Genomic DNA, 23,826 nt, shown 5'->3' on the forward strand with positions numbered 1-23,826 from the left:
AATTCTGTTCTCAAGGCTTACGGCAGTGTTCACGGTGATACTGCCCAGCCGAAGTTGGGGAAGCGGCTATTGTTGTAGTTTGCTGGGGCATCTTTTAGCCGATTGGGCGATTCCGATCCAGCGGCGACGACGGATTATGCCTCAAGTCCGGTGCATCACGGCGATCAAGGAGCGTAGCAACATGCAGGTAGTTCATTACAAGGGCGTACGCCTGTGGTTGCTGCTGATGCTTGGCAGCCTGCTGGCCGGTTGCGGGATCAACAACATCCCCAACTATGACGAGCAGGTAAAAGCCGCCTGGGCCCAGGTGCAGAACCAGTATCAGCGCCGCGCCGACCTGATTCCCAATCTGGTCGAAACGGTCAAAGGCTACGCCAAGCAGGAGCAGGAAACCCTGACCGCGGTCATAGAGGCCCGGGCCAAGGCGACCTCGATCCAGGTCGATGCCAGTACCCTGGACGATCCCGAGAAGTTGCGTCAGTTCCAGCAGGCCCAGTCGCAGCTGACCGGGGCGCTGAGCCGCTTGATGGTGGTGTCCGAGCGCTACCCGGACCTCAAATCCAACCAGAACTTCCTCGCCCTGCAGTCGCAGCTTGAAGGTACCGAGAACCGTATCGCCGTGGCGCGCAAGGACTTCATCGCCGCCGTGCAGCGCTACAACACCGAGATTCGTACCTTCCCTGGGCGCATCTGGCACAGCGTGATGTACAGCGACCTGCCGATCCGGGAAAACTTCGAGGCCACCAGCGCCGATGCCGAAAAAGCGCCTGAAGTGAAATTCTGATGCGTCTGTTCAAGCTCGCGCTGCTGCTGGCGCTGCTGTTTGCCACACCGCTGCGTGCCGAGTTGAGTTTCCCGGCGCTGAGCGGGCGGGTGGTGGACAATGCCGGCCTGCTCGACGGTGCCAGCCGCAGCCAGCTCGACAGCATGCTCAAGGCCCATGAACAGGGCACTGGCGAGCAGGTCGTGGTGGTGACCCTGGCGGATTTGCAGGGGCAGAGCATCGAAGACTACGGCTATCAGCTCGGCCGCCACTGGGGCATCGGCCAGAAGGGCAAGGACAACGGCGCACTGTTGATCGTCGCCCCTCAGGAACGCAAGCTGCGCATCGAAGTCGGCTACGGCCTGGAAGAGCGCCTGACGGATGCGCAGTCCTCGGTGATCATCAATCGCATCATCACCCCGGCGTTTCGCCGTGGCGAATACAGCCAGGGTATTGTCCAGGGTACGGCGGCGATCCTTCAGGTGCTCGGCGGCAACCCGTTGGCCGAACCGTCACGGGCGTTGGGCAATGATGCCGAAGACGGGGCGCCGGCCTGGGCCATCGGCTTGTTCATCCTGTTGATCGTTGTCGTGTTCGCCCTGCAGTCGCTTGGTCTCGGTAGTAGCGGGCGCGGCGGCATGGGCGGCGGTTTCGGTGGTGGCTACGGCGGTGGCTTTGGCGGCGGCGGGGGAGGCGGTGGGGGCTTCAGCGGTGGCGGGGGCGGCTTTGGCGGTGGTGGGTCGTCGGGTGGCTGGTAAATGATCAACAACGAGAACCGCAGCACATGACTTTGCTTACTGAACATCAACAGCGCCAGGTCGCTGAAGCCATTGCCCGGGTCGAGCGTCACACCGATGCCGAACTGGTCACGGTGTTGGCCAGCCGTGCCGACGACTACGCCTATATCCCGTTGCTGTGGGCCAGCCTGCTGGCCCTGGTGGTGCCAGGCATCATTCATTACCTGAGCGGCTGGATGAGCGTGCACAGTTTGCTGATCGTGCAGTGGCTGAGCTTTATTGCCCTGTGCCTGCTGTTCCGCATCCCGGCCCTGACCACCCGCCTGATCCCCCGGTCGGTGCGCCACTGGCGTGCGGCGAACCTGGCCCGGCGGCAGTTTCTCGAGCAGAACCTGCACCATACCGTGGGCGGTACCGGCATGCTGATCTTTGTCAGCGAGGCCGAGCGCTATGTCGAAATCCTCGTCGATGAGGGCATATCCCGGCACCTGGACAACCAGGTCTGGGAGGCCATCGTCAGGCGCTTTACCGAGCAGGTGCGCCAGGGCCAGACGTTGCAGGGCTTTGTCAGCTGTATCGAGGCCTGCGGCGAGCTGCTCAGTACCCACGTGCCGCTGACCCACGAGCGCAACGAGCTGCCCAATCGCCTGGTGGTGCTCGGTTAGCCGCGGCGGCGGTCGACAAAAGCTGTGCAGGGAAAGCGCATCCACGTAAAATTCCCGGCACTGCGCCTACCTGCGCCCCCTCCGCAACCCGAGGCACCCTTTCCCGATGTCCGATTCCTCCACCGCCCAGGCCGCGCCGGATGCGCGTGCGCAGTTTCTGAGCCTGCTCGCCACCAGCCTGGAACAGAACGCCCTGATCAAGCTGGTGCTGGCGCGCCATGTCGGCAACGAAGAAACCCTGCAGCGCATCATCGCCAAGCCGCTGACGGTCAAGGGCCAGGCTTGCGTGTCGTTCGTCTACCGCTACAAGACCCGCGACATCACCCGCAACCTGGGCAACGACGAAGCGCTGGCGCTGGTCGACGAGTTGCTCCCGGCCTCGTTTCGCAACGCCCACCTGCTCAGCCTCAGCGACGAAGCGCAGCTGGAATTCAGCAAGAAGGGCAAGCCGATGCTCCACCGCAGCGCCGTGCAGCAGGCGCGCCAGGTGCCGGCCGGTGAGCATGACCGGGAGAAGAAGCGCTACCTGGAACTGAGCCGGCCGTTCTTGCAGGACCTGGGCGTGACCGACAAGCAACAGGCGTTGATCCCGGCGATGTCGCGCAAGTGGAAGCAGATCAACAAGTTCATCGAAGTGTTCTCCCACGCCCTGAATTCGGCGCCGCTGGCCGCCGACCAAGCGCTGCGGGTGGCCGACTTCGGCTCGGGCAAGGGCTACCTGACCTTCGCCATCCACGACTACCTGCGCAATACCCTGCAGCGTGAAGCGCAGGTAACCGGCGTCGAGCTGCGCGCGGACATGGTCGAGCTGTGCAATGCCGCGGCCTCGCGCCTGGAGCATCCGGGCCTGGTGTTCGAATGCGGTGATGTACGCAGCGTGGTGCCCAGCGCCATCGAGGTGATGATCGCCCTGCATGCCTGCGACATCGCCACCGATTACGCGATCCACACCGGCATCCGCTGCGGCGCGGCGATCATCATGTGCTCGCCGTGCTGCCACAAGCAGATTCGCCCGCAACTGCACAGCCCGGGCCTGCTCAAGCCGATGCTGCAGTATGGATTGCACCTGGGCCAGCAGGCCGAAATGCTCACCGACAGCTTGCGCGCGTTGTACCTGGAAGCCTGCGGCTACGAGACCAAGGTGTTCGAGTTCATTTCGTTGGAGCACACCAACAAGAACAAGATGATCCTGGCGGTCAAGCGCCAGGCGCCGGTGCAGGCTTCAGCGTTGCTGGAGAAGATCCAGCAGCTCAAGGCGTTCTATGGGGTCAAGGAGCATTGCCTGGAAACCTTGCTGCGGGCCGATGGCTTGATCCCTGCCTGATAGCATCGCGGGTCAAGCCCGCTCCTACAAAGGCGGTGCACGCAGATCCACTGTGGGAGCCGGCGTTGCCGGCGATAGCGTCAGCCCAGCCCCCGCACAGGCGCAGGATGCACCCGCGTCTTGCGCCCCAGCACCACCGTCGCAATCACCCCGGCGGCAAACACCCAGGTAATCGGCTCGACCTGTTCGCCAAAGAACAGCGCCGAAAAGGCGATGGTGAAGAAAATCTGCAGCAACTGGATCTGGCTCACCCGGGCAATGCCGCCCAAGGCCAGCCCGGCGTACCAGGCAAAGAAGCCGATGAACTGCGAGAACAGCGACACGTAGCCGAAGGCCCACCAGGCTTTTGCACTCACCGGCCCCTGATGCTGCAAGGCCAGGTAGAGCACCGGCCCAAGCAACAGCGGTGCCGACAGCACCAGCGCCCAGCAGATCACCTGCCAACCGCCCATTTCCCGCGCCAGCCGGCCACCTTCGGCATAGCCCAGGCCGCCCACGGCAATCGCCGCCAGCATCAGCAGGTCGCCGGCCTGGATCTGCCCGGCGCCCATGATCATCGCGTAGGCCAGCACCAGCGCGCTGCCCAGGGCGGCGCAGGCCCAGAAGGCTTTCGACGGGCGCTCGTGGGACAGCCAGGCGGCGTACACCGCCACGCATAAGGGCTGCAGGCCATTAACCAGCGCACCGTGGGACGCCGGCACGCTTTGCATCGCCCAGGCCGAGAACACCGGAAACCCCAGGATTACCCCCAGCGCCACCAGGCTCAGGCCCTTGATCTGTGCCCAGGTCGGCCATTTTTCCCGGCGCCAGAGCAGCAGCGCCGCTGCCGGAATCGCCGCCAGCAACGCCCGGCCCAGGCCGTTGAGCAAGGGGTGCAGCTCCTGCACGACGATGCGGGTCATGGGCAGGGTCAGGCTGAAAATAATCACACCGAGAAGGCCAAGGACCATCCCGGTGTTTTCGCGGCTGGACATACAGGACGCCTGTGGCAGAGAAGTCCACTCATTGAGCCACAGGCGCGGCGGATGATCTTGTTACAGTTGCTAACAAGTTCATCCGTACAGTTGCGTCAGAAGAAACGGGTGATGCTGACCTTGGCATTCCGGCCCTGGCTGTAGGCATATTCGCCACTGAGCTCGGAGCGGTAGTCCTTGTTGAACAGGTTATCCACCGTCAGGTTGACCTCGGTGCCTTTGAGGTAAGGCTGCTGCGGCTTCCAGTTGGCGAACAGGCCGTGGAGCTGATAGTCGTCGTTGGCGTAGTGGTCGTAGTAGCGGTCACCCAGGGAGCTGGCCGGGCCTTCGCGGTACTTGTCGCTCGGCAGGCGGTCGGTCTTGCGCACGAACTGCGCCTGCCAGCCGACCTTGGCGTCCCAGCTGGGGATCTTCACTCCCAGGGTGGTGATCCACTTCGGTGCCGGAATGTCCTTGGCCCAGACATCCGGCCCCCAGGGGTTGGTGTAGGCGCCTTCATGGCGGCCGGTCATCCACGAGTAGGACACCGAGCCGAACAGGTAGGTCGAGTCGTAGAAGCTTTCGACCTCGAAGCCCTTGATGGTCACGCCCTTGAGGTTACGGTAATTGGACATTAAGCCTTTACCGCAGGCATCGGAGATGTTTTTGCCCTTGGCCAGTTGTGCTTCACAGCCGATACCGGTGGCCTTGAAGATCTCGTCCTTGATTTCATTGCGAAACAGCGTGGTGCGGATCTGCATGCTGTCGTCGGCAGTGAAGACGTTGGCAAAGTCGGTTACGTTACCGGCCCGCAGGGCGGTGATGCGTTCCGGGTCGAGGTTGCGGCTGCTGGCGGTGCGACTGCCCAGACCCTGGACTTCGTACTGTTCATCCAGCACCGGAGCGCGCCAGGTCTTGCTGTAATCGGCGAAGAACGCGGTGTTGGCGGTGGCTTTCCAGAACAGCGACAGGCGCGGTGACCAGCCGGTGTAGGTTTTCTCGCTGTAGTCGTGGCCGTTTGCGACAACGTTGTAATACGGCGCCTGGTTTGGCTTACCTTTGTTGGCGACATGGTCGTAGCGCAGCGACGGGGTGATGGTCACATCACCAAGGGTGATGGCGTCCTGGATGAAGTAACCCTGGCTGTCGACGGTGCCGCTGGGCATGAAGTACGGCTGGTAATGGCCGTTGTTGTATTTGGGGATCTCGTAGCTTTTGCCGGGCATCCACATCTGCGTGTCACGGTCGTGGTGACGGATCTGCACGCCGCTGGTGAAGGCGTGTTCCAGCGGGCCGGTGGCGAACAGGCTGGTGTTGCGTACATCGAGCATCTGGTCCTGGTACTCGGTGTCCATCTTGCGCCCACCGGTGGACGGCTGGAAGAACGCAGTGGCGTCACGCTCGTCGGTCTGCTGGGTGTCGGACTCCGAATACTTCACCTGCAGGTCGATCAGCGGGTTGTTCACCGGCTGGTACTTGTAGGTGGTCGACCAGGTGGTGTCAGTGGTCGTGCGGTTGGCCAGGAAGCGCTTGAGGGCATCCTTGTAGCCGAACCGGTTGATGTCCGACTGGGTCGGCGGGGTCGGATAGGCGGTGGAGGAGAACGGCGCCCAGCGCTCACTCTCCGAGCGCGACCAGGAGAACCCCAGGCTGTGTTCGTCGTTGAAGTGCAGGTTGGCCTTGAGCAGCGCGCCATCCAGGTCCAGGGCACTGTTGGGCAGGCGCTGGGGGTTGATCGGGTAGCGGCCTTCGGGGTCGGGCAGGGTGCCGGCCAGCTTCATGTCGTCGCCGTCGCGTTTGGTCAGGTACACCAGGGCGTCCATGCGGCCATCGTCGGTGCGGCCGAACAACGCCGAGCTGTAGACCTGCTGATGGTCGTTGCTGGCGTAACCATACTTGAGCATGGCGCCGCTGTTGCGCCCGTCCTGGAGCAGGTCGGGGGCGTCCTTGGTGGTCATGTTGACGCTGCCGCCGAAGCCGCCGTTGCCGGTGTAGATCGAGTGCGGGCCCTTTTCCACCTCGATGTTCTTGATCAGCTCCGGCTCGATGAAGACGGTGCCTTGCTGGTAGCGCTCGAAGCCGCTCTTGGTCGCGCCATCGACGGTCATCGGCACGTCTTCGGCATCACCCAGGCCCCAGATATTGATGGTCTGGCCGCCGGGCTTGGCCGAGCCGCCCATGTTCACCCCGGGCAGGGTCGAGAGCACGCTGGGGATGTTGCTCGGCTGGTAGCGGTCGATGTCTTCCTGGGTCAGGGTCGAGCGGCCGACGGTGCTCGGGTCGACCTGTTGGCCGTCACCTACCACGCTTACCGCGCCGAGCTGGATGCTGTTGTCGGCGGTGGTGTCGTCTTCGCGCAGGCGCACCACATAGGTGTTGCCGACCTTGACCAGGGCAAAGCGGCTGTTGTGCAGCAACTGGCTGATCGCCTCGAGCGGTTCGTAAGCACCTTGCAGGGCTGGGGCCTGGACGCTGTTGAGCAAGGATTCGTCAAACAGCAGCTGCAGTTTGGCCTGCTGCGCCAGTTGGCTCAGCGACGCCGCCAGCGGCTGCGCCGGCAGGTTCAGTTGCAACGGCGCGGCCTGGGCCTGCAGGCTCAGGGCCAGGCACGCGGCCAGCAGTGAAGGACGAACAGACAACGGCTTGAACGGAGCAAACGCACGCAAGATGAAACCCCCCAATATGGCAACAAAGGCCAGAAAAGGCCTGCAGTGATTACGCAGACGGGAGGAAGACGCAGGGCTGCGGAAAACCCTCACATGCGAATGAAAAATATTCTCAAATTACTCTTTGCGTTCGATCCGCAGGCGGCCGTCGGCCAGGTTTACCGCTTTGATCGGCAGCAGCGCCGGCAGGGCGTTGAGCACGGCATCCGGGTCATTGACGTCGAGGTTGCCCGAGACCTTGTAGCGGCCCAGCGCCGGGTCGGCGAGCAGCACCGGTGCCGAGCGGTACAGCGACAGCTCATCGACCAGGCTGGCCAGTTCGCGGTTGCGAAAGCTCACATGGCCGCTGCGCCAGTCGGCCACCTCCTGAGCGCTGAGGTTCTGGACGTTGAGGCTGCCCCGGGCCAGGTCATAGATGGCCCGCTGGCCGGCGCTCAACAGTACTGGCGGGCGATTCTCGCCGGGGGTTTCCAGGGCCACCTGGCCGTGGGCGACGCTGAGCACCAGCTCCTGCTGGCCGCGGCGCAGATCGAACGCGGTGCCGACCACCCGTACCCGCGCATTGCCGGCATCGATGTACAGCGGGCGCTCCTTGTCGGCGGCCACGTCGATGTACAACTGGCCCTGGTCGAGGCGAATCAGCCGGCGCTCGTTGTCGAAGCTCAGGCTCAGCCGGGTGCGGGCGTTGACCTCCAGCTGGCTGCCATCCGGCAGGGCCAGGTGCTGCGGGCGTTCGCTTTGCACGGTCAGTTGTTGCTGATGATGGCGGCTCGGCAGGCCGAGGTTGGCCGCCAGCACGGCGCACACCAGCCCGGCGGCCACGGCCAGCGCCGGACGCCAGCGCAACGGTTTGCGGCTGGGCAGGGCGACCGGTTTGTTCAGGCGTTTGAGCGCGGCCAGGTCATCCCAGAGTTGTTCGAACTGGGCATAGGCGCGGGCATGCTCGGGGTGTTGCAGCCATTGGGTGAAGGCCTTGCGTGATTCGCGCGAGCGGTCGTTGCGGTTACGGGTAAACCAGCTGGCCGCCTGGGCATCGATGCTGCGCTTATCGATTTCAGGAGTGGGGGTCATTCTGGCTGCTCCATGCCGTTGTCACTGTCCAGACGTTGCTTGCAATGCAGCAGGGCCGCGGCGATGTGCTTTTCCACCATGCTCACGGAAATGCCCATGCGCGCGCTGATCTGCGCCTGCGTCAAACCTTCGAAGCGGTGCAGCATAAGGGCTTCGCGGCGGCGCGGCGAGAGCTCGGCGAGGACAAGTTTCAATTGTTCCAGGCGCTGTTGCTGCTGGGCATGCTTGAGCGGGTCGCTGCTGGTGCCGGCCGGTGTCTGTTCGCTGGCCTGGGCTTGTTCGTCGAGCACACTGTGACGCACCTTCTGCCGGCGCCAGTGATCACTGAGCAGGTTGCGCGCCATCTGGAACAGGAACGCCCGTGGTTGCTCGACCCGCGCGCGGTCGCGATAACCCAGCCACTGGGTGAACACGTCCTGGGTCATGTCTGCGGCATCGTTGGCATTGTCCATGCGCTTGCGCAAAAAATGCAGGATATCGGCATAGAACCCACGACAGGTTTCGTGGGCAAAAGGGTCGGGTTTGGGGCGCGGCATGCAAGCTTTCCAGGACGGACCGGAGAGAAAGGTTGCAAATGGTATCGATAATAATTGCTATTTACCATGCCTGTTTTTGTCGCCCATCACCGCCGCTTGCGGATCGGAACCGGTACCGGGACGTCCAGCCCGGGCGCGCCCAGTGGGTGGCTGCTGGCGTCGAAAAAGTACAGTGGTAGCTCGGGCATGTCGGCAAAACGCTGCAGGTAGTGCTGCTTCTGGCTGATGATCGAGGCGTCGCTCAACGGCCGGATGGCGATGGCCAGGTGCGTCGGGCGCGCCTGCTTGAGCGCCTCCAGCAGATGGCGGTCAGTGCTGTCCAGGTGCTGGCCGAAGATGCACAGCCCGCCCTGGTGCCCCGCCAGCTCACCGAGGGCCCAACTGAGGTAGTCGGAACTGCGAATAGCCTTGAGCTTGTCGTCGCTGCTGCTCTCGTTGACGAACAGCGGCACGTCGCCCGGGGTGTTGACGGCAAAGCCATCGAGCAACTGGCTGTCGGTGGCACTGCGCTGGCGGGTGCTGCCATCCTGCTGCTTGAGCAAGTGCAGGCCGCCGTGCAGGTACAGCAGGCGTGTGCCGGGGCTGCGGGTGCGGCGGATATCGAAGTCGCCGTCTTCATCGAACAACTGCTGAAAGCCTTCCGGTGCCTGGCTGGCGGCCCAATGGCAGATCAGGTCGTAGTTGCTTGAGTAGACGCTCTGGTAATTGCCCAGCTCGCGGTTGATCAGCAGTAACGTCTGGCTCGGCAGCATGCGCCAAGGGATGTGCACGCTGCGAATGGCATGGATCAGCGCTTCCTTGATCGCGTAGTAGCGGTTCAGCGGCGCCGAAGCGCTGATCGCCAGCGCGGCGTTGATCCGTACCGTCGTGTTCAGGGCACTGAGCACCGGTTCGAACAGCTCGCTGCCCAGCGACTTGAACAGCGCCTGGTCGGTCAGGCTCAGGGGTTTGTGCCGCACCCGCTGGGCTTCTTCGAACAGCGAAAAATACGTGAAGGGTCGCCACAGCGCACGGCTGGCGCCGTTGCCCAGCAGCAGGCCGCTGCACGGCTGACTGGCGTTCAGGTCTGGCCAGGGGTGGAGGCTGGCGTCGAGGTCGGCGTGGGGCATCGGGCATCTCTGTGGCAGGGCAGGCAATCGCCGGCGACTTTAGCATGCAACCGGTCTGTCATCAGCGTTGGCGACTATGCTGGATTCGCTGTGCACCAAAGGAAGGCTGAAAATGTTGAACGCAATTGGACGTGTGTGGTGCCTGGCGTTGTTGCCGCTGGCGGGGCTTGCCGAGGCCGGGCAGGGCGCTGAGTTGGCCAGGGCCCAGGGTATTCCCTACCCGGCGGTGATCGCCCATCGCGGCGCGTCTTATGATGCGCCGGAGTCCACGGCACCGGCCTACCGGCTGGCGCGCGAGTTGGGCGCCGATTACCTGGAGCTGGACCTGCAGCGCTCCAGCGATGGCGTACTGGTTGCCGTGCACGATGACAACCTGCTGCGTACCAGTGATGTTGCCGAGCGTTTTCCCGAACGCAAGAACAGCCCGGTCAGCGCCTTCACCCTGGCCGAACTCAAGTCGCTGGATGTCGGCAGCTGGTTCAACAAGGCTTACCCCGAGCGTGCCCGGGCAAGCTTCAAGGGCCTGAAGATCCAGACCCTCGATGAGGTCATGGCCATCGCTGCGGCTAACCCGCAGCACCAGCCCGGCTTGTACATCGAGACCAAGGTGCCTGGCCTGTTTCCCGGCATCGAAGCTGACCTGAAGAAAAGCCTGCAGGCCAAGGGCTGGCTCGCGCGGCCGGGCAAGGTGGTATTGCAAAGCTTCGACCGTAGCAGCCTGGCGCTGCTGCACCAGCACATGCCCCAGGTGCCCAAGGTGCTGTTGCTGTGGATCGGCAAGGGCAGCATGGAACCGGCCTCGCAGCAGACCTTCGCCGAGTCCGGCGAGCGCGACAAGGCGGCGTTCTATGCGCGCCAACAACCCAAAGACAAGGCCGAATTCGAGCGCTGGCTGGATTACGCCAAGGCCGATGGAGCCATCGGCACCGGCCCTTCAGCAGCGCTGACCGAGGGCGGTGCCCAGAGTTACGCCGACCTGGTGCAGCCGTGGATGAACCAGCTGACGCACGACAAGGGCCTGTTGGTGCACGTGTACACCGTCGATGAGCCGGTGGATTTTCGCAAGGTGCTGGACGCGGGCGTGGACGGCATCTTCAGCAATCGCAGCGGCCAGCTGCTGCGTTACCTGGCCCGGCCCAGTGCCCGCAGCGAGGCGCAGATTCTGCGCGCCGAGGGTTATTGACAGGCTGGCTGGTGCTGCGCGGCTGCCGTAGACTTCGCGCCTTGCACGGACTTTCAGGACACTGCCTCGATGACCTTTTCACTGCTGCTGGCGGTAATCGCTTCCGGTTTTATCTACGGCATTACTCCGGGGCCCGGCGTGCTGGCGGTGCTCGGCATTGGCGCGGCGCGTGGCCGACGCGCCGGGGCGGGGTTTCTCTGCGGTCATTTGCTGGGTGATGTGCTGTGGTGCAGCACGGCGTTGGTGGCCATCGTCGGCGCACGGCAGATCGGCAACTCGGTGTTCGACATTCTCGGCGTGCTCAGTGGCCTGTACCTGTTCTGGCTGGGCATGCGTGCCCTGCGTAGCCGCCCGGGCAATGGCGAGGGCGAGCAGGGGCCGGTGCGCAAACCGTTCTGGCACGGTGTGGTGTTCGGCCTGACCAACCCCAAGGCCTATCCGGTGGCTGTGGCCACGTTCACCGCCTTGCTTTCCAGCCGCGCTGAAACACTGGATTGGTCAATGCTGCCGGCGCTGATCGCCTTGAGTTTTGTCGGTGGCTTGCTGGCTTATGCGATTCTCGTCGGTGTGGTCGGTGCCCGCCATGTGCGTACCCTGTACAGCCGTTACGAGCTGTGGATCACCCGGGCGTGCGGGGTGATGTTCATCGGCTTTGCCGTGAATGCCCTGGCCCACGCCTTGCCTGGCCTGTTGCCGCGCAACAGCTGAGGGCTGGCAGAAGGCTATACCGATATGTGAGAATGATATGAATTCCTATTCATGCACTTCTCGCACGCCGGACCTTCATGACTTCGCTCTCCACGCCCTGGACCGCCGCTGCCCCGGCCTTGCAGGCGGTCGTCCACGATCTGCTGGCCAACTATAGCGACCTGCGCCGCTACCTGAGTGGGCGCTTGCGCAATCCGGATGATGCCGCCGACATTGCCCAGTCAAGCTTTGCCCAGGCCTACGCCCATGCCTTGAACGCCCCGGTGCTCAACGCCCGGGCCTTGCTGTTCCAGGCGGCGCGCAACCTGTGCATCGATCAGTACCGGCGACGCAGCAACGAGCTGGCGGCGCTGGAAGACTGGCTGACCCGGGCCGATGCGCTGAGCCCGAGCGTTGAAGAAATCATCATCGCCCGCGAGCAGCTGCAGCAGCTGATCGAGCGTATCGAACGCATGCCGCGCCTGCGCCGTGAAGTGTTCGTCCGCGTGCGCCTGCACGGCCAGCCCCATCGCCAGGTGTGTGCCGAGCTGGAACTGTCGGCCAAGGCAGTGGAGCTGCACGTCGCCCGGGCGGTGTTCGATTTGTCCGAACTGAGCCTGGCGGCACGGCATGCCTGAGTCTTCGCCGGTATCAACGCGCAAGGTGCAGCAGGCCCTGACCTACCTGGCCGCACTCAATAGTGACGACCCCGAACGGGTACAGCAGGCGCGTGGGCAACTGGAGCGCTGGCGCGGTAAAAGCAACGAGCACGAACGGGCCTGGCAAGAGGCCGAACAACGCTGGCAACTGGTGCATCGGCTGACCCCGCAACTGCGCCCGGCAGTGGCGCCGGAGCCGCTCAACCTCAGCCGTCGGCGCCTGCTGCGTCAGGGCGGCGGCCTGCTGCTGGCGGTGGTGGGGGCCAGTTGGCTGGGCTGGTTGTGGCGGCGTACGCCGCAGTTCGATCGCCTGCTGCAAACCGTGCATGCCGAACCGCCACGCGGCGAAACCCTACCCGATGGCAGCCAGTTGCTGCTGGCCGCCGAAACCAGCCTGCGCGTCGAGTACAGCAACGGTCTGCGCCAGGTGCGCCTGCTGCATGGCCACGTCTATTTCGACGTGGCGCGCGAGCGCTTGCGACCGTTTGTGATCAGCACCCGGCTGGGCGAAGTGCAGGTGCTGGGCACGGCATTCAGTGTCAGCGATCGCGGTGCTGAGATTCAGGTCGCAGTGGCGCGCGGGCGGGTCGAGGTGCGTGGCTTGCGTGACGGCTCGCAGGTGCTGCTGGCCGGTGAGCGGATCAGCCTCGATGCGCAAGGCCGATTGCTCCGGCTCAGGTCCGATCCGCATGCCGCGCCGGATATCCAGCATTGGCAGCGCGGTTGGTGGTCGTTCACCGAGACGCCGCTGGCCGAGGTGATTGCCGAGGTCAACGCATATGCCCTGCAACCGGTGGTGCTGGAGCCCGCCGTGGCACGCCTGCAACTGACCGGCAGCTTCCCCAGCGACCAGCCGGAACTGCTGCTGCAGACGCTGCCGAAAGTCCTTCCGGTGAGCCTGGTTCAGCAGGTGCAGCAGCGCACCCTGCGATTGCGCTGAAAAAGTTTTGAGGGGTAACGGCGAAGTGGCCCGTCTTCATCGCTGAACCCACCTCTGCAAGGACAGATCATGTCGCTTCCCCATGCCCGCCCGGCACCCCCTGCGGCTTTCCCCGGTACCCTGCGTCGGCTGGTGCTGGCCTGTGCCCTGGGCAGCGCCAGCCTGTTGCCACTGACTGGCGTTCACGCCGCCGCCCTGGCTGCTGACGCGCCGGCCCTGAGCTTGAACCTGCCGGGTCAGTCCCTGGAAGCCGCGGTGCATGCCCTGGCCCGTGAAGCCGGGGTTGCTATCGCCGCCGACAGCCAATTGCTGGCGGGTCGCAGCGCACCGGCGTTGCAGGGCCAGTTCACCTTGCAGCAGGCCTTGCAGCGCGTGCTGGCCAACACTGGCCTGGTCGCCAGTGAAGAGAACGGTGTGATCATCCTGCGCAGCCTGAACAGCGACGGCGCCCTGACCCTCGGTGAGCTGAACATCAATGCCAGCAGCAATCCCGATGGCCTGCCCGAGGCCTACAGTGGCGGCCAGGTCGCCCGCGGCGCACGCTTAGGCATGCTGGGTAATCGCGATGTGATGGAGACACCCTTCAACGTCACTTCCTACACCGCCCAGCACATGGAAAACCAGCAAAGCGGCACGGTTGGCGCGGTGCTGCGCAACGATCCGTCGATCCGCTTCAGCACCGGCGAAGGCCACGCCTACGAGAACTTCATGATCCGTGGCTACTCCCTTGACTCCACCGAGCTTGCGCTAAACGGGTTGTACGGCCTGGCCCCGGATGGCCATGTGCCGACCGAGTTCCTTGAGCGGGTGGAAGTGCTCAAAGGCCCCGGTGCCTTGCTCAATGGCATGGCACCCAACGGCGGTGTCGGCGGGGTGATCAACCTAGTGCCCAAGCGCGCCGGTGAAGCGCCGCTGACCCGCCTGACCAGCAGCTACGTATCCGACGGTTATATCGCTGAACACATCGATCTGAGCCGTCGCCTGGGCGACGAGCAGCGCTTGGGCATTCGCTTCAACGGTGTATATGGCAGCGGCGAAACCGGCGTCGACCAGCAATCCAAGGACCGCACCCTGGCATCGTTGGGCATGGACTATCGCGGCGATGGCTGGAAGCTCGAGCTGGATGCCTACGAGAGCCACGAAAAACTTGAGGACGGCAGCCCGATGATGGCCGGCTTCAGCAAACTGGGCCATGTCACCAAGGCGCCGAAACCGGACACCAACATCCTCGACGGCATTTCCGCCAAGCAAATCAGCAAGGCCGTGGTGCTGCGCGGTGAATACGACCTCAACGACGACTGGACCGCCTACGCCAGCGTCGGCAGCGCCCGCACCCGCTACAAGGGTTTTCTCAATGGCACCCGGGTGATCGTCACGGGTGCCAACGGCGATGCCAGCGGCGAGACCTATAACCAGGCCGGCTACACCCATAGCCTGTCCACCGAAGCCGGGGTGCGTGGCAACTTCGTCACCGGCCCGGTCAACCACCAGGTGGTATTGAGCACCACCTTGCTGCATCAGGACATCGGCCGCGCCGCCACGGTGACCAGCAAGAAGTACGTGACCAACATCTACCACCCGGGCAAGCCGATCATTGCCGGTGACATCGGTTCCAGCGACAAGACCGGCGATAACACCCTGTCCAGCTTCGCCGTCGCCGACACCCTGGGCTTTATCGACGACAAAGTACTGCTGACCCTCGGGGTACGCTCGCAACGAGTGCGGCAGAAGATGAGCAAGCCGGCCTATGACGAGCGCGCCCTGACTCCGGCCCTGGGCCTGGTGCTCAAGCCCTGGGATGCGCCGGTGTCGCTGTACGCCAACTACATCGAGGGCCTGACCCAGGGCGGCATGGTCACCGACCTTGCCGCCGCCAACTACGGCGAGCAGTTCGCCCCGTACAAGGCCAAGCAGATGGAGGCTGGGGTCAAGTGGGACCTGGGCGATTTCACCCACACCCTCAGCGTGTTCCAGATCGAGAAGCCGAGCATGCTCCAGGACCGCGCCAGCAACCGTTACACCGACGATGGCGAGCAGCGTAACCGCGGCGTGGAATGGAACCTGTTCGGCGCGCTGACCCCGAGCGTGCGCCTGCTTGGTGGCGTCACCTACACCCGTGCCGAACTGACCCGCACCGCCGGCGGTACCTTCGATGGCAACACCGCCCGGGGTGTGCCGGCCTGGTCGGCCAACCTCGGCGCCGAATGGGACACCCCCTGGGTCCCGGGCCTGACCCTGACCGCACTGGGCATCCACAGCAGCTCGCAGTACCTCGACAGTGCCAACGACCTGAAGATCCCGCAGTGGACCCGCTACGACCTTGGCGGTCGCTACAGCACGCGCATCCTCAGCAAGGATGTAGTGCTGCGCGCAAGCCTTGAGAACGTCGAGAACCGCGCCTACTGGGCCGGGGTGTTCAACGACGGCTATGCCACGGTCAGCGAGCCCCGCACGCTGAAACTTTCCGCCAGCATCGACTTCTGAGGTGAGCATGCAGACTTTCAGTCAGTGGAGCTGCGCCGTGGCGCTGGCCCTGTGCGTGAGTGGCAACGCGATGGCGAACGCCGACAGGCCCCTGCAACCGGGGCAAACCGTCAACGCCAGCTTTGCCCAGGGGCAACAACCGGTCTGGAGCTTGCAGCTCAAGGCCGGCGACCTGGTCCAGGGCCGGCTGCAGGGCGATGCCAGCCTGCGCCTGCTCGATGCCCAGGGCCAACCTGTGCGGCTGCTGATCGATGGTCAGGACCAGCCGCGCGAGTTCATCTTCATCGCCGAGCGCGATAGCGCTTACGGCCTGCGTGCCGAGATGCTGGCCAGCCGGCCGCAAGCAACCTACGCGTTGCGCCTGAAACAGGTGATTGCGGCCAGCGAGCAGCAGCGCCGCGCCGTACCGTTGCCGAGCCCGACCCTGCGTGCGCTGCAGCAACAGTTGGCCCGGGGGGCGAGCACCGACGCGTTCTGGAAGGCGCGTCAGCAACAGGGCACGCCCATGGTCGAAGCCGTGGCGGACACGCCGGGCATGAGCCTGGTGACCTTCCTCTGGCGCGGTGCCGAGCACAATGTGCGGGTGTTCGGCGCACCCTCGGGCAATCACGATGAGCTGCAACGTCTCGGCGTCAGTGACGTGTGGTTTCGCAGCTATCTGCTGCCTTCGTCTGCACGCTTGAGCTATCAACTGGCCCCGGACGTACCAGCGTCGGATGATCGGCGGATGATCCTCGCCAGCACCCGGCGTGACCCGCTGAACCCGAACAGCTTCGCTGATGGCAGTGGCGACCCGTACCTGTCGCGCTCGCGCCTGGAACTGCCGGCTGCGCCCGCGCAACCCTGGGTGGCCGAGCGCAAGGGTATTGCCCGTGGCAGCCTGGAGCGCAAGGTGCTGAGCAGCACCTTGCTGGGCAACCAACGCGATGTCTACCTGTACCGCCCGGCACAGTGGCAGGCGGAGGCTGAGGGGCAGGGCCTGCTGGTGCTGTTCGATGCGCACGCCTATACGCGCCAGGTGCCGACCCCGACCATTCTCGACAACCTGATCGCCGATGGCTTGATCCCACCAACCGCGGCCTTGATCATCGCCAACCCCAGCGACCTCAGCCGCCAGCGGGAGCTGCCGCCGAACCCGCAGTTTGCTCGTTTCATGGCTGAAGAACTGATGCCCTGGGCACGCCAGCAAGGCCTGGCGGCAGCGGCGCAGCGCACCGTGGTCGCGGGCTCCAGCTACGGTGGCCTGGCCTCGGCCTACATGGGCCTCAAGCACCCGGAACTGTTCGGCAATGTGTTGAGCCTGTCCGGTTCCTACTGGTGGGGGCAAGAAGGTGAAGAGCCAGGCTGGCTTACCCGCGAGTACGTCAAGGCGCCCAAGCAACCACTGCGCTTCTACTTGCAGTCGGGCTTGTTCGAAGGGCCGAAAATTCTCGACACCAACCGCCATTTGCGTGATGTGTTGCTGGCCAAGGGATACCCGGTGGAGCAGGTCGAATACCCAGCCGGGCATGATTACTTGCAATGGCGGGGCAGCTTGCCGTGTGGCTTGATCAGTTTGATCGGCAAGGCTGCGCAACTGCCGAAAACCTGTCAGCCAGGCTGAAAACGGGGCTGCTTTGCAGCCCATCGCCGGCAAGGCCGGCTCCCACAATGGCTCTGCATGCACCGAACTTGTGGGAGCTGGCCTTGCCAGTGCTAGAGCGTTTGTTCCTTGCGACTGCGATTGCGCCACAACCGATACGCCCTGATCCCCGAACGCACCGAACCAAACAGCAAGCCGTTCTCCATCTCCCGCGCGATCCCCGAACGCACCAGCATGCGCAAAAAGCGTCCGCGCGCCCGGGCGATGCCGAAGTAGATACCGCGGGCTTTCAAGGTGTCGCGCACCTCGCGCAAGGCCGCAATGCCGCTGACATCGATCGAGCTGACCGCCTCGGCATCGAACAGCACCGCGCGCGGTTGCTCCTCACGATGCACCGCCTCGAGCAAACGCATCTTGAAGTAGTCGGCATTGAAAAACAGGATCGCGTCGTCAAAGCGGTACACCACCAGCCCTTGTACCGTGCGCGCCTCCTTGTAGCGGCGGATGTCGACCTGGCCTTCGATGCCCGGCACCCAGCCGAGCACCGCATCGGTAGGCTGGTAGATGCTGTAGAGCAGGCGCAGGATCGCCAGGGTCACGGCGATGATGATGCCCGGCAGCACGCCGACCCCGAGCACGCCGACGGTGGTCAGCACGCACAGCCAGAACTCGAAGCGGCTGAGCGTGTAGATCTTTTTCAGCGACTGCACATCGATCAGCCCCCAGCCGGCCATCAGCAGTACCGCGCCCAACGCCGCTTGCGGAATCCACGCCATGGGCGTGGTGAAGGCCAGCAATATCAGGGCGATGACCAGGGCGGCGATGATCCCCACCAACTGGCTTTTGCCGCCGACCATGTCGTTGACGGCGGTGCGCGAGTCGGCGCCGCTGATGGCAAAGCCCTGGGAAACCCCGGCGGCAATGTTGGTGACCCCCAGGGCCAGGAACTCATGGTTGGCGTTGATCGCATAACCATGACGGGCAGCAAAGCTGCGGGCGGTAAGCATGGCGCTGCAAAAGCTGACGGTGGCGATACCCAGGGCATCACGCAGCAGGCTTTTCATTTCTTCCAGATTGGTGTGCGGCCAGGCCAGTTCCGGCATGCCGGCCGGCACCGGGCCGAGAACCGCCACGCCAAAACGGTCCAGACCAAACAGCCCGACCACCAGGGTTGCCACCGCCACTGTCACCAGCGCCGCCGGCAGGCGTGGGTAGCGGCGCGGCAGCCAGATCAGCAAGCCCAGCCCGGCGACGCCGATCACCAGGGTCAGCCAGTGGATTTCCCCCAGGCGCTGCAGCAGGTTGATCAGGCTGAGAATGAAGCCGTTGCCCTCGATCTGGAACCCCACCACCTTGCCCAGTTGCCCGGCCAGCAGGCTCAGGCCGATACCGTTGAGGTAACCGATGAGGATCGGCCGCGAGAAAAAACTGGCAATGAACCCGGCCCGCGCCAGCCCGGCACCGATCAGCATCAAACCGACCAGGATGGTGACAATCACCGACAATTGCGCCAGCCGCGCCGGGTCGCCCATGGCCAACGGCGCGATCGCCCCGGCGACCATGGCGCAGGTGGCGGCATCCGGGCCGACCATCAACTGCCGCGAGCTGCCGATCAGGGCATAGACCATCATCGGCAGGATGCATGCATACAAGCCGTACTGCGGCGGCAGGCCGACGATCTGCGCATAGGCAATGGCGATAGGGATCTGGATCGCGGCCACCGACAAGCCGGCCTGCAGGTCATGGCGAAACCATTCACGGCGGTACTGCAACAGGTTGGCCAGGCCAGGCAGCCAGCGGGAGAGAAACATGCACGGATCCTTTCGAGTGTTTCGCGGTGGGCTATTAAAGCGCAGCGCGTAGTGCCTGGGCAGGGCGTCAAATCAAAAACACCGCTGTTAAGTCTGGTGCAAGCCGTGGAAAATGCCGCCCGAATATTTGGATCAGTGAATGGAAGCCGATGGAACGCATACTCAATAGCTGGAAAAAACCTGCAGGCCTGCTGTGCCTGGCCTGGTGCTGCACCGCCCAGGGCATGGGCGACATCTTTGGCGATGGCACTGGCAATGTCGATGGCATGCTGACCCTGGGGGCCACGGTGTACGTGCCCTTCATGCTCACCGGGGCAACCACCTTCGGGCCAACCATGGCCTCCGAGGGGACTTCCGGCAGCGATGGCAAGCGGGTGCTTGCGCAAGCCCGCGACGATGCTGCGGCGTTCATTGCCAGCGACGGGGCTTACCGGGGTGTGTATCTGCAATCGGCACTGCACTGGTTGCGCAGCGAGGGGCGTGCGACAGGGGCAACGGACAGCGAGCTGGCCCAGCGAATACTGGTGCTGGCGGTGGTTGAGGCGAAGGGCAATTAGCGAAATAGCCACCAGGGCGGTGGCCAAGGCCTCAGCTGCGCTGGAACCTGGAAGAAGCTGGAGCGGGTGAAGGGAATCGAACCCTCGTTATCAGCTTGGGAAGCTGGAGTAATGCCATTATACGACACCCGCTTTCAGGGCTGACTTTGTACCAGAACTTCGCCGCGATTTGAAGCTCTTTGTTGCTGCAGAGCCATCGGCCGGTGGCCGCTAGCGCAAGGTCGTGCATCTTCTTTCTGGCCTTTGGGGCCGTTGATGCAGGAGGCTGCGCTACCGGTCACCGTGTCGCTCAGATAGCCAGTGCATGGTGCTCCTGGGTGTAGCTGTAACGGGGACGCGATTCTTTCAGCGCAGGCTTGAGGAAACCCAGCAGCACTTCACGGGTGTCGCGGCAGGCGGCCTTGTGTTCCATGTCGAGGAAATGGCCGGTGGCGCGGATCTCGCGAAAGTGGCTGTTGCGCACATGCTGACCGAACTGGCGGGCATCCTCGGTGGTGGTGTATTCGTCCCACTCGCCATTCATGAACAGTACCGGAATGTCGATCACCCGCGCCGCCCGCAGAGCGTTGCCCAGGTCGTGGTCGAGTACCTGGTTGATGTGAAAGTGCATCTGCGCGTATTCGTGGTTGTCCAGGCTGCTGACGTGCCGGTAGTTGAACCGCTTGAACAGCGACGGCAGGTGCTTGCCGATAGTGTCATTGACCAGGTTGCCGACCCGGTAGCGATCGCAGGCGCTCAGGTACTGGCAACCGCGTTCGAGGTAGTCGCGCATCGGTTCGTTGATCACCGGCGAGAACGAACTGACCACGGCCTTTTCGATGCGCCGTGGCTTGTGCGCCAGGGCCAGCAGGGTGCAGGCGCCGCCCCAGGAGAAGGACATGACGTGATCGGCGCCAAAATGGTCGATCAGCTCCAGGAGGATCTGCCCTTCGGTTTCCTTGGTCAGCAGATGTTCGTTGCGGTTGTGTGGCTTGGACTTGCCGGCGTACGGCTGGTCATAGAGCACCACGTTGAATTGCGGGTGCAGGTTGCGCACCGTCTGGGCAAAGGAGGCCGTAGTGGCCAGCGAGCCATTGACCAGGATGATCGTCTTTTCAGCGGCGTCTGCGCGATAGAACTCCGTGTAAACCCGATACTGACCTTGTATATCAAGCACAGCGATTTCTGGCCTCATGTCGTCGACTCCTGGCGCAAAAAAGGGTGTTCGCACATGCAAGGATGCGCGTTCTTTATGACAGGTAGGCATACGCCTTGAAGTAGCTGAGGGCCCTGGTCGATCCCTGTGGCACGCGGGTCGACCGGTATTGTTGTAGGAGGGCAATCTGCCGGACGCCAATGCTTCGAGGCATGGGTCGCCAGCAAAAAGGTGTCTTGGACTACGACTGTGACTGGTGAGTCACATGCAGACCGACGATTGGATTCAAGCAGGCACCTGGCCAACCCGCAAGTGCCTTTCGGCCAATTGGCGAAAATTTTCCGCCAGGCGGTCGTAGGCTCAGATCGCCTGGATTTCTTCCGGATAGAGCGCCCGGTACTGGCCCGGTTGCAGGTTCGGGTCCAGTTGCAACGGGCCCATGCGTTCGCGGTGCAGGCGCAGCACCTTGTTGTCGAAGTGGCCGAACATGCGCTTGACCTGGTGGTAGCGCCCCTCGACGATGCTCAGGCGGGCGCTGCGCGGGCCCAGCAAGGTCAGTTCGGCGGGCAGGGTGGTGAGGTCTTCGAAAGCGAAGTAGAAACCCTGGCGGAACTTGTCGATGTAGTGTTCGCCAATCTCCTGCTCGGTTTCGACGTAGTAGACCTTGGGCAGTTTGGTCTGTGGCTGGGTCAGGCGCCGCGACCACAGGCCGTCGTTGGTCAGCAGCATCAGCCCGGTGGTGTTGAAGTCCAGGCGCCCGGCGATGTGCAGGTCCTGGGTGTCGGGCTGGTCGATCAACTCGATCACGGTAGGGTGCTGCGGGTCCTGGGTGGCACTGACGCAGCCCTGGGGCTTGTGCAGCATCAGGTAGCGCAGCGGGCGCCCGGTCTGCAGCAGTTGCTCGTCGACCTCGATACGGCTGAACTCGCGCACGTCGAAGCGCGGATCGCTGACGCACTGGCCATCCACGCGCACGCGCCGTTCTACCAGCAGCAGGCGAACGTGCTGGCGGCTGAAGCAAGGCAGGTTGCTGAGGAATCGATCGAGACGCATACAGAGCCAGGCGCAGGGCGCGACAGTTTAACCTTCGGGCGCGGCCTTGGCTGCCTGCAATTGCGCCTCGACCTCGGCGCAGCGTGGGCACAGGCAGGCCTTGTCGCGCAGTTCGGGCGGCAGGGCCTCCAGCACCTTGGGGTCGATGCTCACGCCATAGCACCAGCAGGCCTGGGCGGCCGTGCGCGGGTCGGCCAGGCTGCAATCGTTGCTGGCGCCACAGGCGGGGCAGCGGCGGGTGTCATTCATGGTCAAGGCTGTTCATGGTCGGATCGGGGCATCTCGCTGCAGACGCGGTTGCGTCCACTCTGTTTGGCCCGGTAAAGGGCATGATCGGCACGGGCGATCAGGCTGTGCAGGGTATCGTCGGCCTGCAGGTTGCTCAAGCCGATACTGACGGTCAGATGGATCGGCTGCCCGGCATAAGTAAAGGCCAGTGCTTCGGTCTTGCTGCGAATCTTCTCGGCTACGGCCAGGGCGCTGTGGCTGTCGGTGTCCTTGAGCAGCACGATAAATTCCTCACCACCCCAGCGGCAGATGATATCAGCATGGCGCAGGCAGTCTTCCAGCACCTGGGCGAACTGGCGCAGTACTTCGTCGCCGGCCAGATGGCCATGGGTGTCATTGAGCGCCTTGAAGTGGTCGAGGTCGATCAGCAGGGCGATCAGCGGCTTGGGTTCGCGCTGGGCTTCCTGCAGCGCTTGCGCGGCCAGCAGGTCGAAGCCGCGGCGGTTGGGCAGGCCGGTGAGGCTGTCGAGGGTGGCCAGGGTTTCGATGTTGTCCTGATGGCGCTTGACCATGGCATTGAGCAGCGACAGCACCACCAGGGTGATCATCGCGCAGATCGCCAGGTTCAGGTACAGCGACTGGCGTATGGCGTCCATGGCGCCGTCTTCGCGCTTGTCAACGAACAGGAACCAGTTCAGCTCCGGTACCAGGCGCACATTGAGGAAATGGCTGTGGCCGTCGCTGCTGCGGTACTCATGACTGCCGCTGACCGGGGTGGGCATCTGCTTGAGCAGGTTGTGCAAACCGTCCAGCTCGCTCAGCGACTGGCCAGACCGGGCGCCATGGGGGCCGCCGCTGGAGCCGGTCAGCACCACGCGGCCGTGGCGGTCGACGAAGAACACCCGGCGCTGGTAGCGCTGTTGGTAATCATCGATCAGGCGAATCACCGCTTCGACCGTCAGGCCGATACCGGCAACGCCAATGAACTTGCCGTCGTAGTCGAACACCCGATAGTTGATGAACACCGTGAGGCGATCCTGGTTGGCCATGTCGAGGTCGACGTTGATCTCGTAGGGCGTGTTCAGGGTCAGCACCCGTTGGTACCAGGCATCGCGGGGCGCCTGCGGGTCGATCTTCTTCAGCACGCCCTTGGCCTGGTAGTAGACGCCGGTATTGTTTGAGACGAAGAACGCCGTGTAGGCGTGGTGCTGACGCATGACCTCGTTCAAGTAGCGGTTCACCTGAGCAGGGTCCCGTTCGCCGGCCAGCGCCCAGTCACGCAGGAAGGTGTCGTGGGCCATCATCGAGGAGACCAGGATCGGCTGCACCAGGTCCTTCTGGATTTCCGAATACACCGTATCGGAGGTCAGCGGCAGTTCGGTGTTGACGATGTTGTCGCGGATCGAGCTACGCGAGGCGAAGTAACTCAGCAGGGAAGTCGCCAAAAAGCCGCAGGCGAGCAAGAGCAGTAATGTCAGGATCAGCGAGCGCTGCGAAAACAGGGCGGAACGAGGCGGCATGACATTCCCGGTCTGTGGGCCAATGGCATTCATTCTAGTGGTCTGGCAGAAAAATAACTTTACGATTTTTAAGGGTATCGGCCTTGTATCAATTTATTGCAGCAATGGCACCGGACCTGTTTTTGGCAGTCTTATTTCATGTCGATGCACGCTTGCCGATCGA

At 63.7% G+C, this 23,826-nt stretch carries 21 protein-coding genes and 1 tRNA gene; 11 read left to right on the forward strand and 11 right to left on the reverse strand.

Annotated features, from left to right (window positions below):
- Positions 1-181: 181 nt before the first annotated feature.
- The 4 genes from NLX68_RS15580 (at position 182) to NLX68_RS15595 (ending at position 3,489) form a co-directional block, all read left to right on the forward strand.
- Positions 182-784: a LemA family protein gene (locus NLX68_RS15580; RefSeq protein WP_254284702.1), complete on the forward strand. Its 603-nt coding sequence runs from the start codon at positions 182-184 to the stop codon at positions 782-784.
- Positions 784-1,521: a YgcG family protein gene (locus NLX68_RS15585; RefSeq protein WP_254284703.1), complete on the forward strand. Its 738-nt coding sequence runs from the start codon at positions 784-786 to the stop codon at positions 1,519-1,521. Before NLX68_RS15580 ends, NLX68_RS15585 begins: the two co-directional genes overlap by 1 nt.
- 26 nt (positions 1,522-1,547) lie before the next feature.
- Positions 1,548-2,165 (forward strand): TPM domain-containing protein, encoded by a 618-nt coding sequence (locus tag NLX68_RS15590; protein ID WP_254284704.1) that lies wholly within the window; start codon positions 1,548-1,550, stop codon positions 2,163-2,165.
- Positions 2,166-2,271: 106 nt separating this feature from the next.
- On the forward strand, positions 2,272-3,489 hold the full coding sequence (locus NLX68_RS15595) for an SAM-dependent methyltransferase (RefSeq protein ID WP_254284705.1): 1,218 nt from the start codon (positions 2,272-2,274) through the stop codon (positions 3,487-3,489).
- A gap of 80 nt (positions 3,490-3,569) precedes the next feature.
- On the opposite strand, the gene NLX68_RS15600 is transcribed toward NLX68_RS15595, so the two are convergent.
- The 5 genes from NLX68_RS15600 to NLX68_RS15620 form a co-directional block, all read right to left on the reverse strand.
- On the reverse strand, positions 3,570-4,463 hold the full coding sequence (locus NLX68_RS15600) for a DMT family transporter (protein WP_254284706.1): 894 nt from the start codon (positions 4,461-4,463) through the stop codon (positions 3,570-3,572).
- A 95-nt stretch (positions 4,464-4,558) separates the two neighbouring features.
- Positions 4,559-7,108, reverse strand: a complete 2,550-nt coding sequence (locus tag NLX68_RS15605; RefSeq protein WP_302056221.1) for a TonB-dependent receptor — start codon at positions 7,106-7,108, stop codon at positions 4,559-4,561.
- 117 nt (positions 7,109-7,225) lie between these two features.
- Positions 7,226-8,179, reverse strand: a complete 954-nt coding sequence (locus NLX68_RS15610) for a FecR domain-containing protein (protein WP_254284707.1) — start codon at positions 8,177-8,179, stop codon at positions 7,226-7,228.
- Complete coding sequence (locus NLX68_RS15615) at positions 8,176-8,715, reverse strand: RNA polymerase sigma factor (protein ID WP_254284708.1); 540 nt, start codon at positions 8,713-8,715, stop codon at positions 8,176-8,178. Before NLX68_RS15615 ends, NLX68_RS15610 begins: the two co-directional genes overlap by 4 nt.
- Positions 8,716-8,801: 86 nt before the next feature.
- Positions 8,802-9,824 carry a DUF4917 family protein gene (locus tag NLX68_RS15620; RefSeq protein WP_254284709.1) on the reverse strand — a complete coding sequence of 341 codons (1,023 nt, stop codon included), beginning with the start codon at positions 9,822-9,824 and terminating at the stop codon, positions 8,802-8,804.
- 112 nt (positions 9,825-9,936) lie between these two features.
- Here NLX68_RS15620 and NLX68_RS15625 point away from each other — a divergent pair, with 112 nt between their 5' ends.
- The 6 genes from NLX68_RS15625 to NLX68_RS15650 all read left to right on the forward strand — a co-directional run bounded on the left by NLX68_RS15625 (position 9,937) and on the right by NLX68_RS15650 (position 17,380).
- Entirely contained in the window at positions 9,937-11,007 is a 1,071-nt protein-coding gene (locus tag NLX68_RS15625; RefSeq protein WP_254284710.1) for a glycerophosphodiester phosphodiesterase, read from the forward strand.
- Between the two features lie 69 nt (positions 11,008-11,076).
- A complete protein-coding gene (locus NLX68_RS15630; RefSeq protein WP_254284711.1) occupies positions 11,077-11,715 on the forward strand; it encodes a LysE family translocator in 639 nt (212 codons plus the stop codon).
- Positions 11,716-11,792: 77 nt separating this feature from the next.
- Positions 11,793-12,332: an RNA polymerase sigma factor gene (locus tag NLX68_RS15635; protein WP_254284712.1), complete on the forward strand. Its 540-nt coding sequence runs from the start codon at positions 11,793-11,795 to the stop codon at positions 12,330-12,332.
- Entirely contained in the window at positions 12,325-13,293 is a 969-nt protein-coding gene (locus tag NLX68_RS15640; RefSeq protein ID WP_254284713.1) for a FecR domain-containing protein, read from the forward strand. Before NLX68_RS15635 ends, NLX68_RS15640 begins: the two co-directional genes overlap by 8 nt.
- A gap of 69 nt (positions 13,294-13,362) precedes the next feature.
- Positions 13,363-15,777 (forward strand): TonB-dependent receptor, encoded by a 2,415-nt coding sequence (locus NLX68_RS15645; RefSeq protein WP_254284714.1) that lies wholly within the window; start codon positions 13,363-13,365, stop codon positions 15,775-15,777.
- A 7-nt stretch (positions 15,778-15,784) separates the two neighbouring features.
- A complete protein-coding gene (locus NLX68_RS15650) occupies positions 15,785-17,380 on the forward strand; it encodes an alpha/beta hydrolase-fold protein (RefSeq protein WP_254284715.1) in 1,596 nt (531 codons plus the stop codon).
- 92 nt (positions 17,381-17,472) lie between these two features.
- Here the strand turns inward: NLX68_RS15650 and NLX68_RS15655 are convergent, their stop codons facing one another.
- Positions 17,473-19,170, reverse strand: a complete 1,698-nt coding sequence (locus NLX68_RS15655; RefSeq protein WP_036996698.1) for a SulP family inorganic anion transporter — start codon at positions 19,168-19,170, stop codon at positions 17,473-17,475.
- A gap of 149 nt (positions 19,171-19,319) precedes the next feature.
- Between NLX68_RS15655 and NLX68_RS15660 the strand changes: the two genes are divergently transcribed.
- On the forward strand, positions 19,320-19,727 hold the full coding sequence (locus NLX68_RS15660; RefSeq protein WP_254284716.1) for a DUF2388 domain-containing protein: 408 nt from the start codon (positions 19,320-19,322) through the stop codon (positions 19,725-19,727).
- Positions 19,728-19,785: 58 nt separating this feature from the next.
- On the opposite strand, the gene NLX68_RS15665 is transcribed toward NLX68_RS15660, so the two are convergent.
- The 5 genes from NLX68_RS15665 to NLX68_RS15685 all read right to left on the reverse strand — a co-directional run bounded on the left by NLX68_RS15665 (position 19,786) and on the right by NLX68_RS15685 (position 23,663).
- Positions 19,786-19,859 (reverse strand) — tRNA-Gly (locus NLX68_RS15665).
- Between the two features lie 157 nt (positions 19,860-20,016).
- Positions 20,017-20,901: an alpha/beta fold hydrolase gene (locus NLX68_RS15670; protein WP_254284717.1), complete on the reverse strand. Its 885-nt coding sequence runs from the start codon at positions 20,899-20,901 to the stop codon at positions 20,017-20,019.
- 321 nt (positions 20,902-21,222) lie between these two features.
- Entirely contained in the window at positions 21,223-21,915 is a 693-nt protein-coding gene (locus tag NLX68_RS15675; RefSeq protein ID WP_254284718.1) for a pseudouridine synthase, read from the reverse strand.
- A gap of 27 nt (positions 21,916-21,942) precedes the next feature.
- Positions 21,943-22,164, reverse strand: a complete 222-nt coding sequence (locus NLX68_RS15680; protein WP_254284719.1) for a cysteine-rich CWC family protein — start codon at positions 22,162-22,164, stop codon at positions 21,943-21,945.
- Between the two features lie 2 nt (positions 22,165-22,166).
- Positions 22,167-23,663: a sensor domain-containing diguanylate cyclase gene (locus tag NLX68_RS15685; protein ID WP_254284720.1), complete on the reverse strand. Its 1,497-nt coding sequence runs from the start codon at positions 23,661-23,663 to the stop codon at positions 22,167-22,169.
- Positions 23,664-23,826 lie beyond the last annotated feature (163 nt).

Origin of the sequence: Pseudomonas sp. SBB6 (assembly GCF_024213215.1) — a bacterium.
Classification (GTDB): Bacteria; Pseudomonadota; Gammaproteobacteria; order Pseudomonadales; family Pseudomonadaceae; genus Aquipseudomonas; species Aquipseudomonas donghuensis.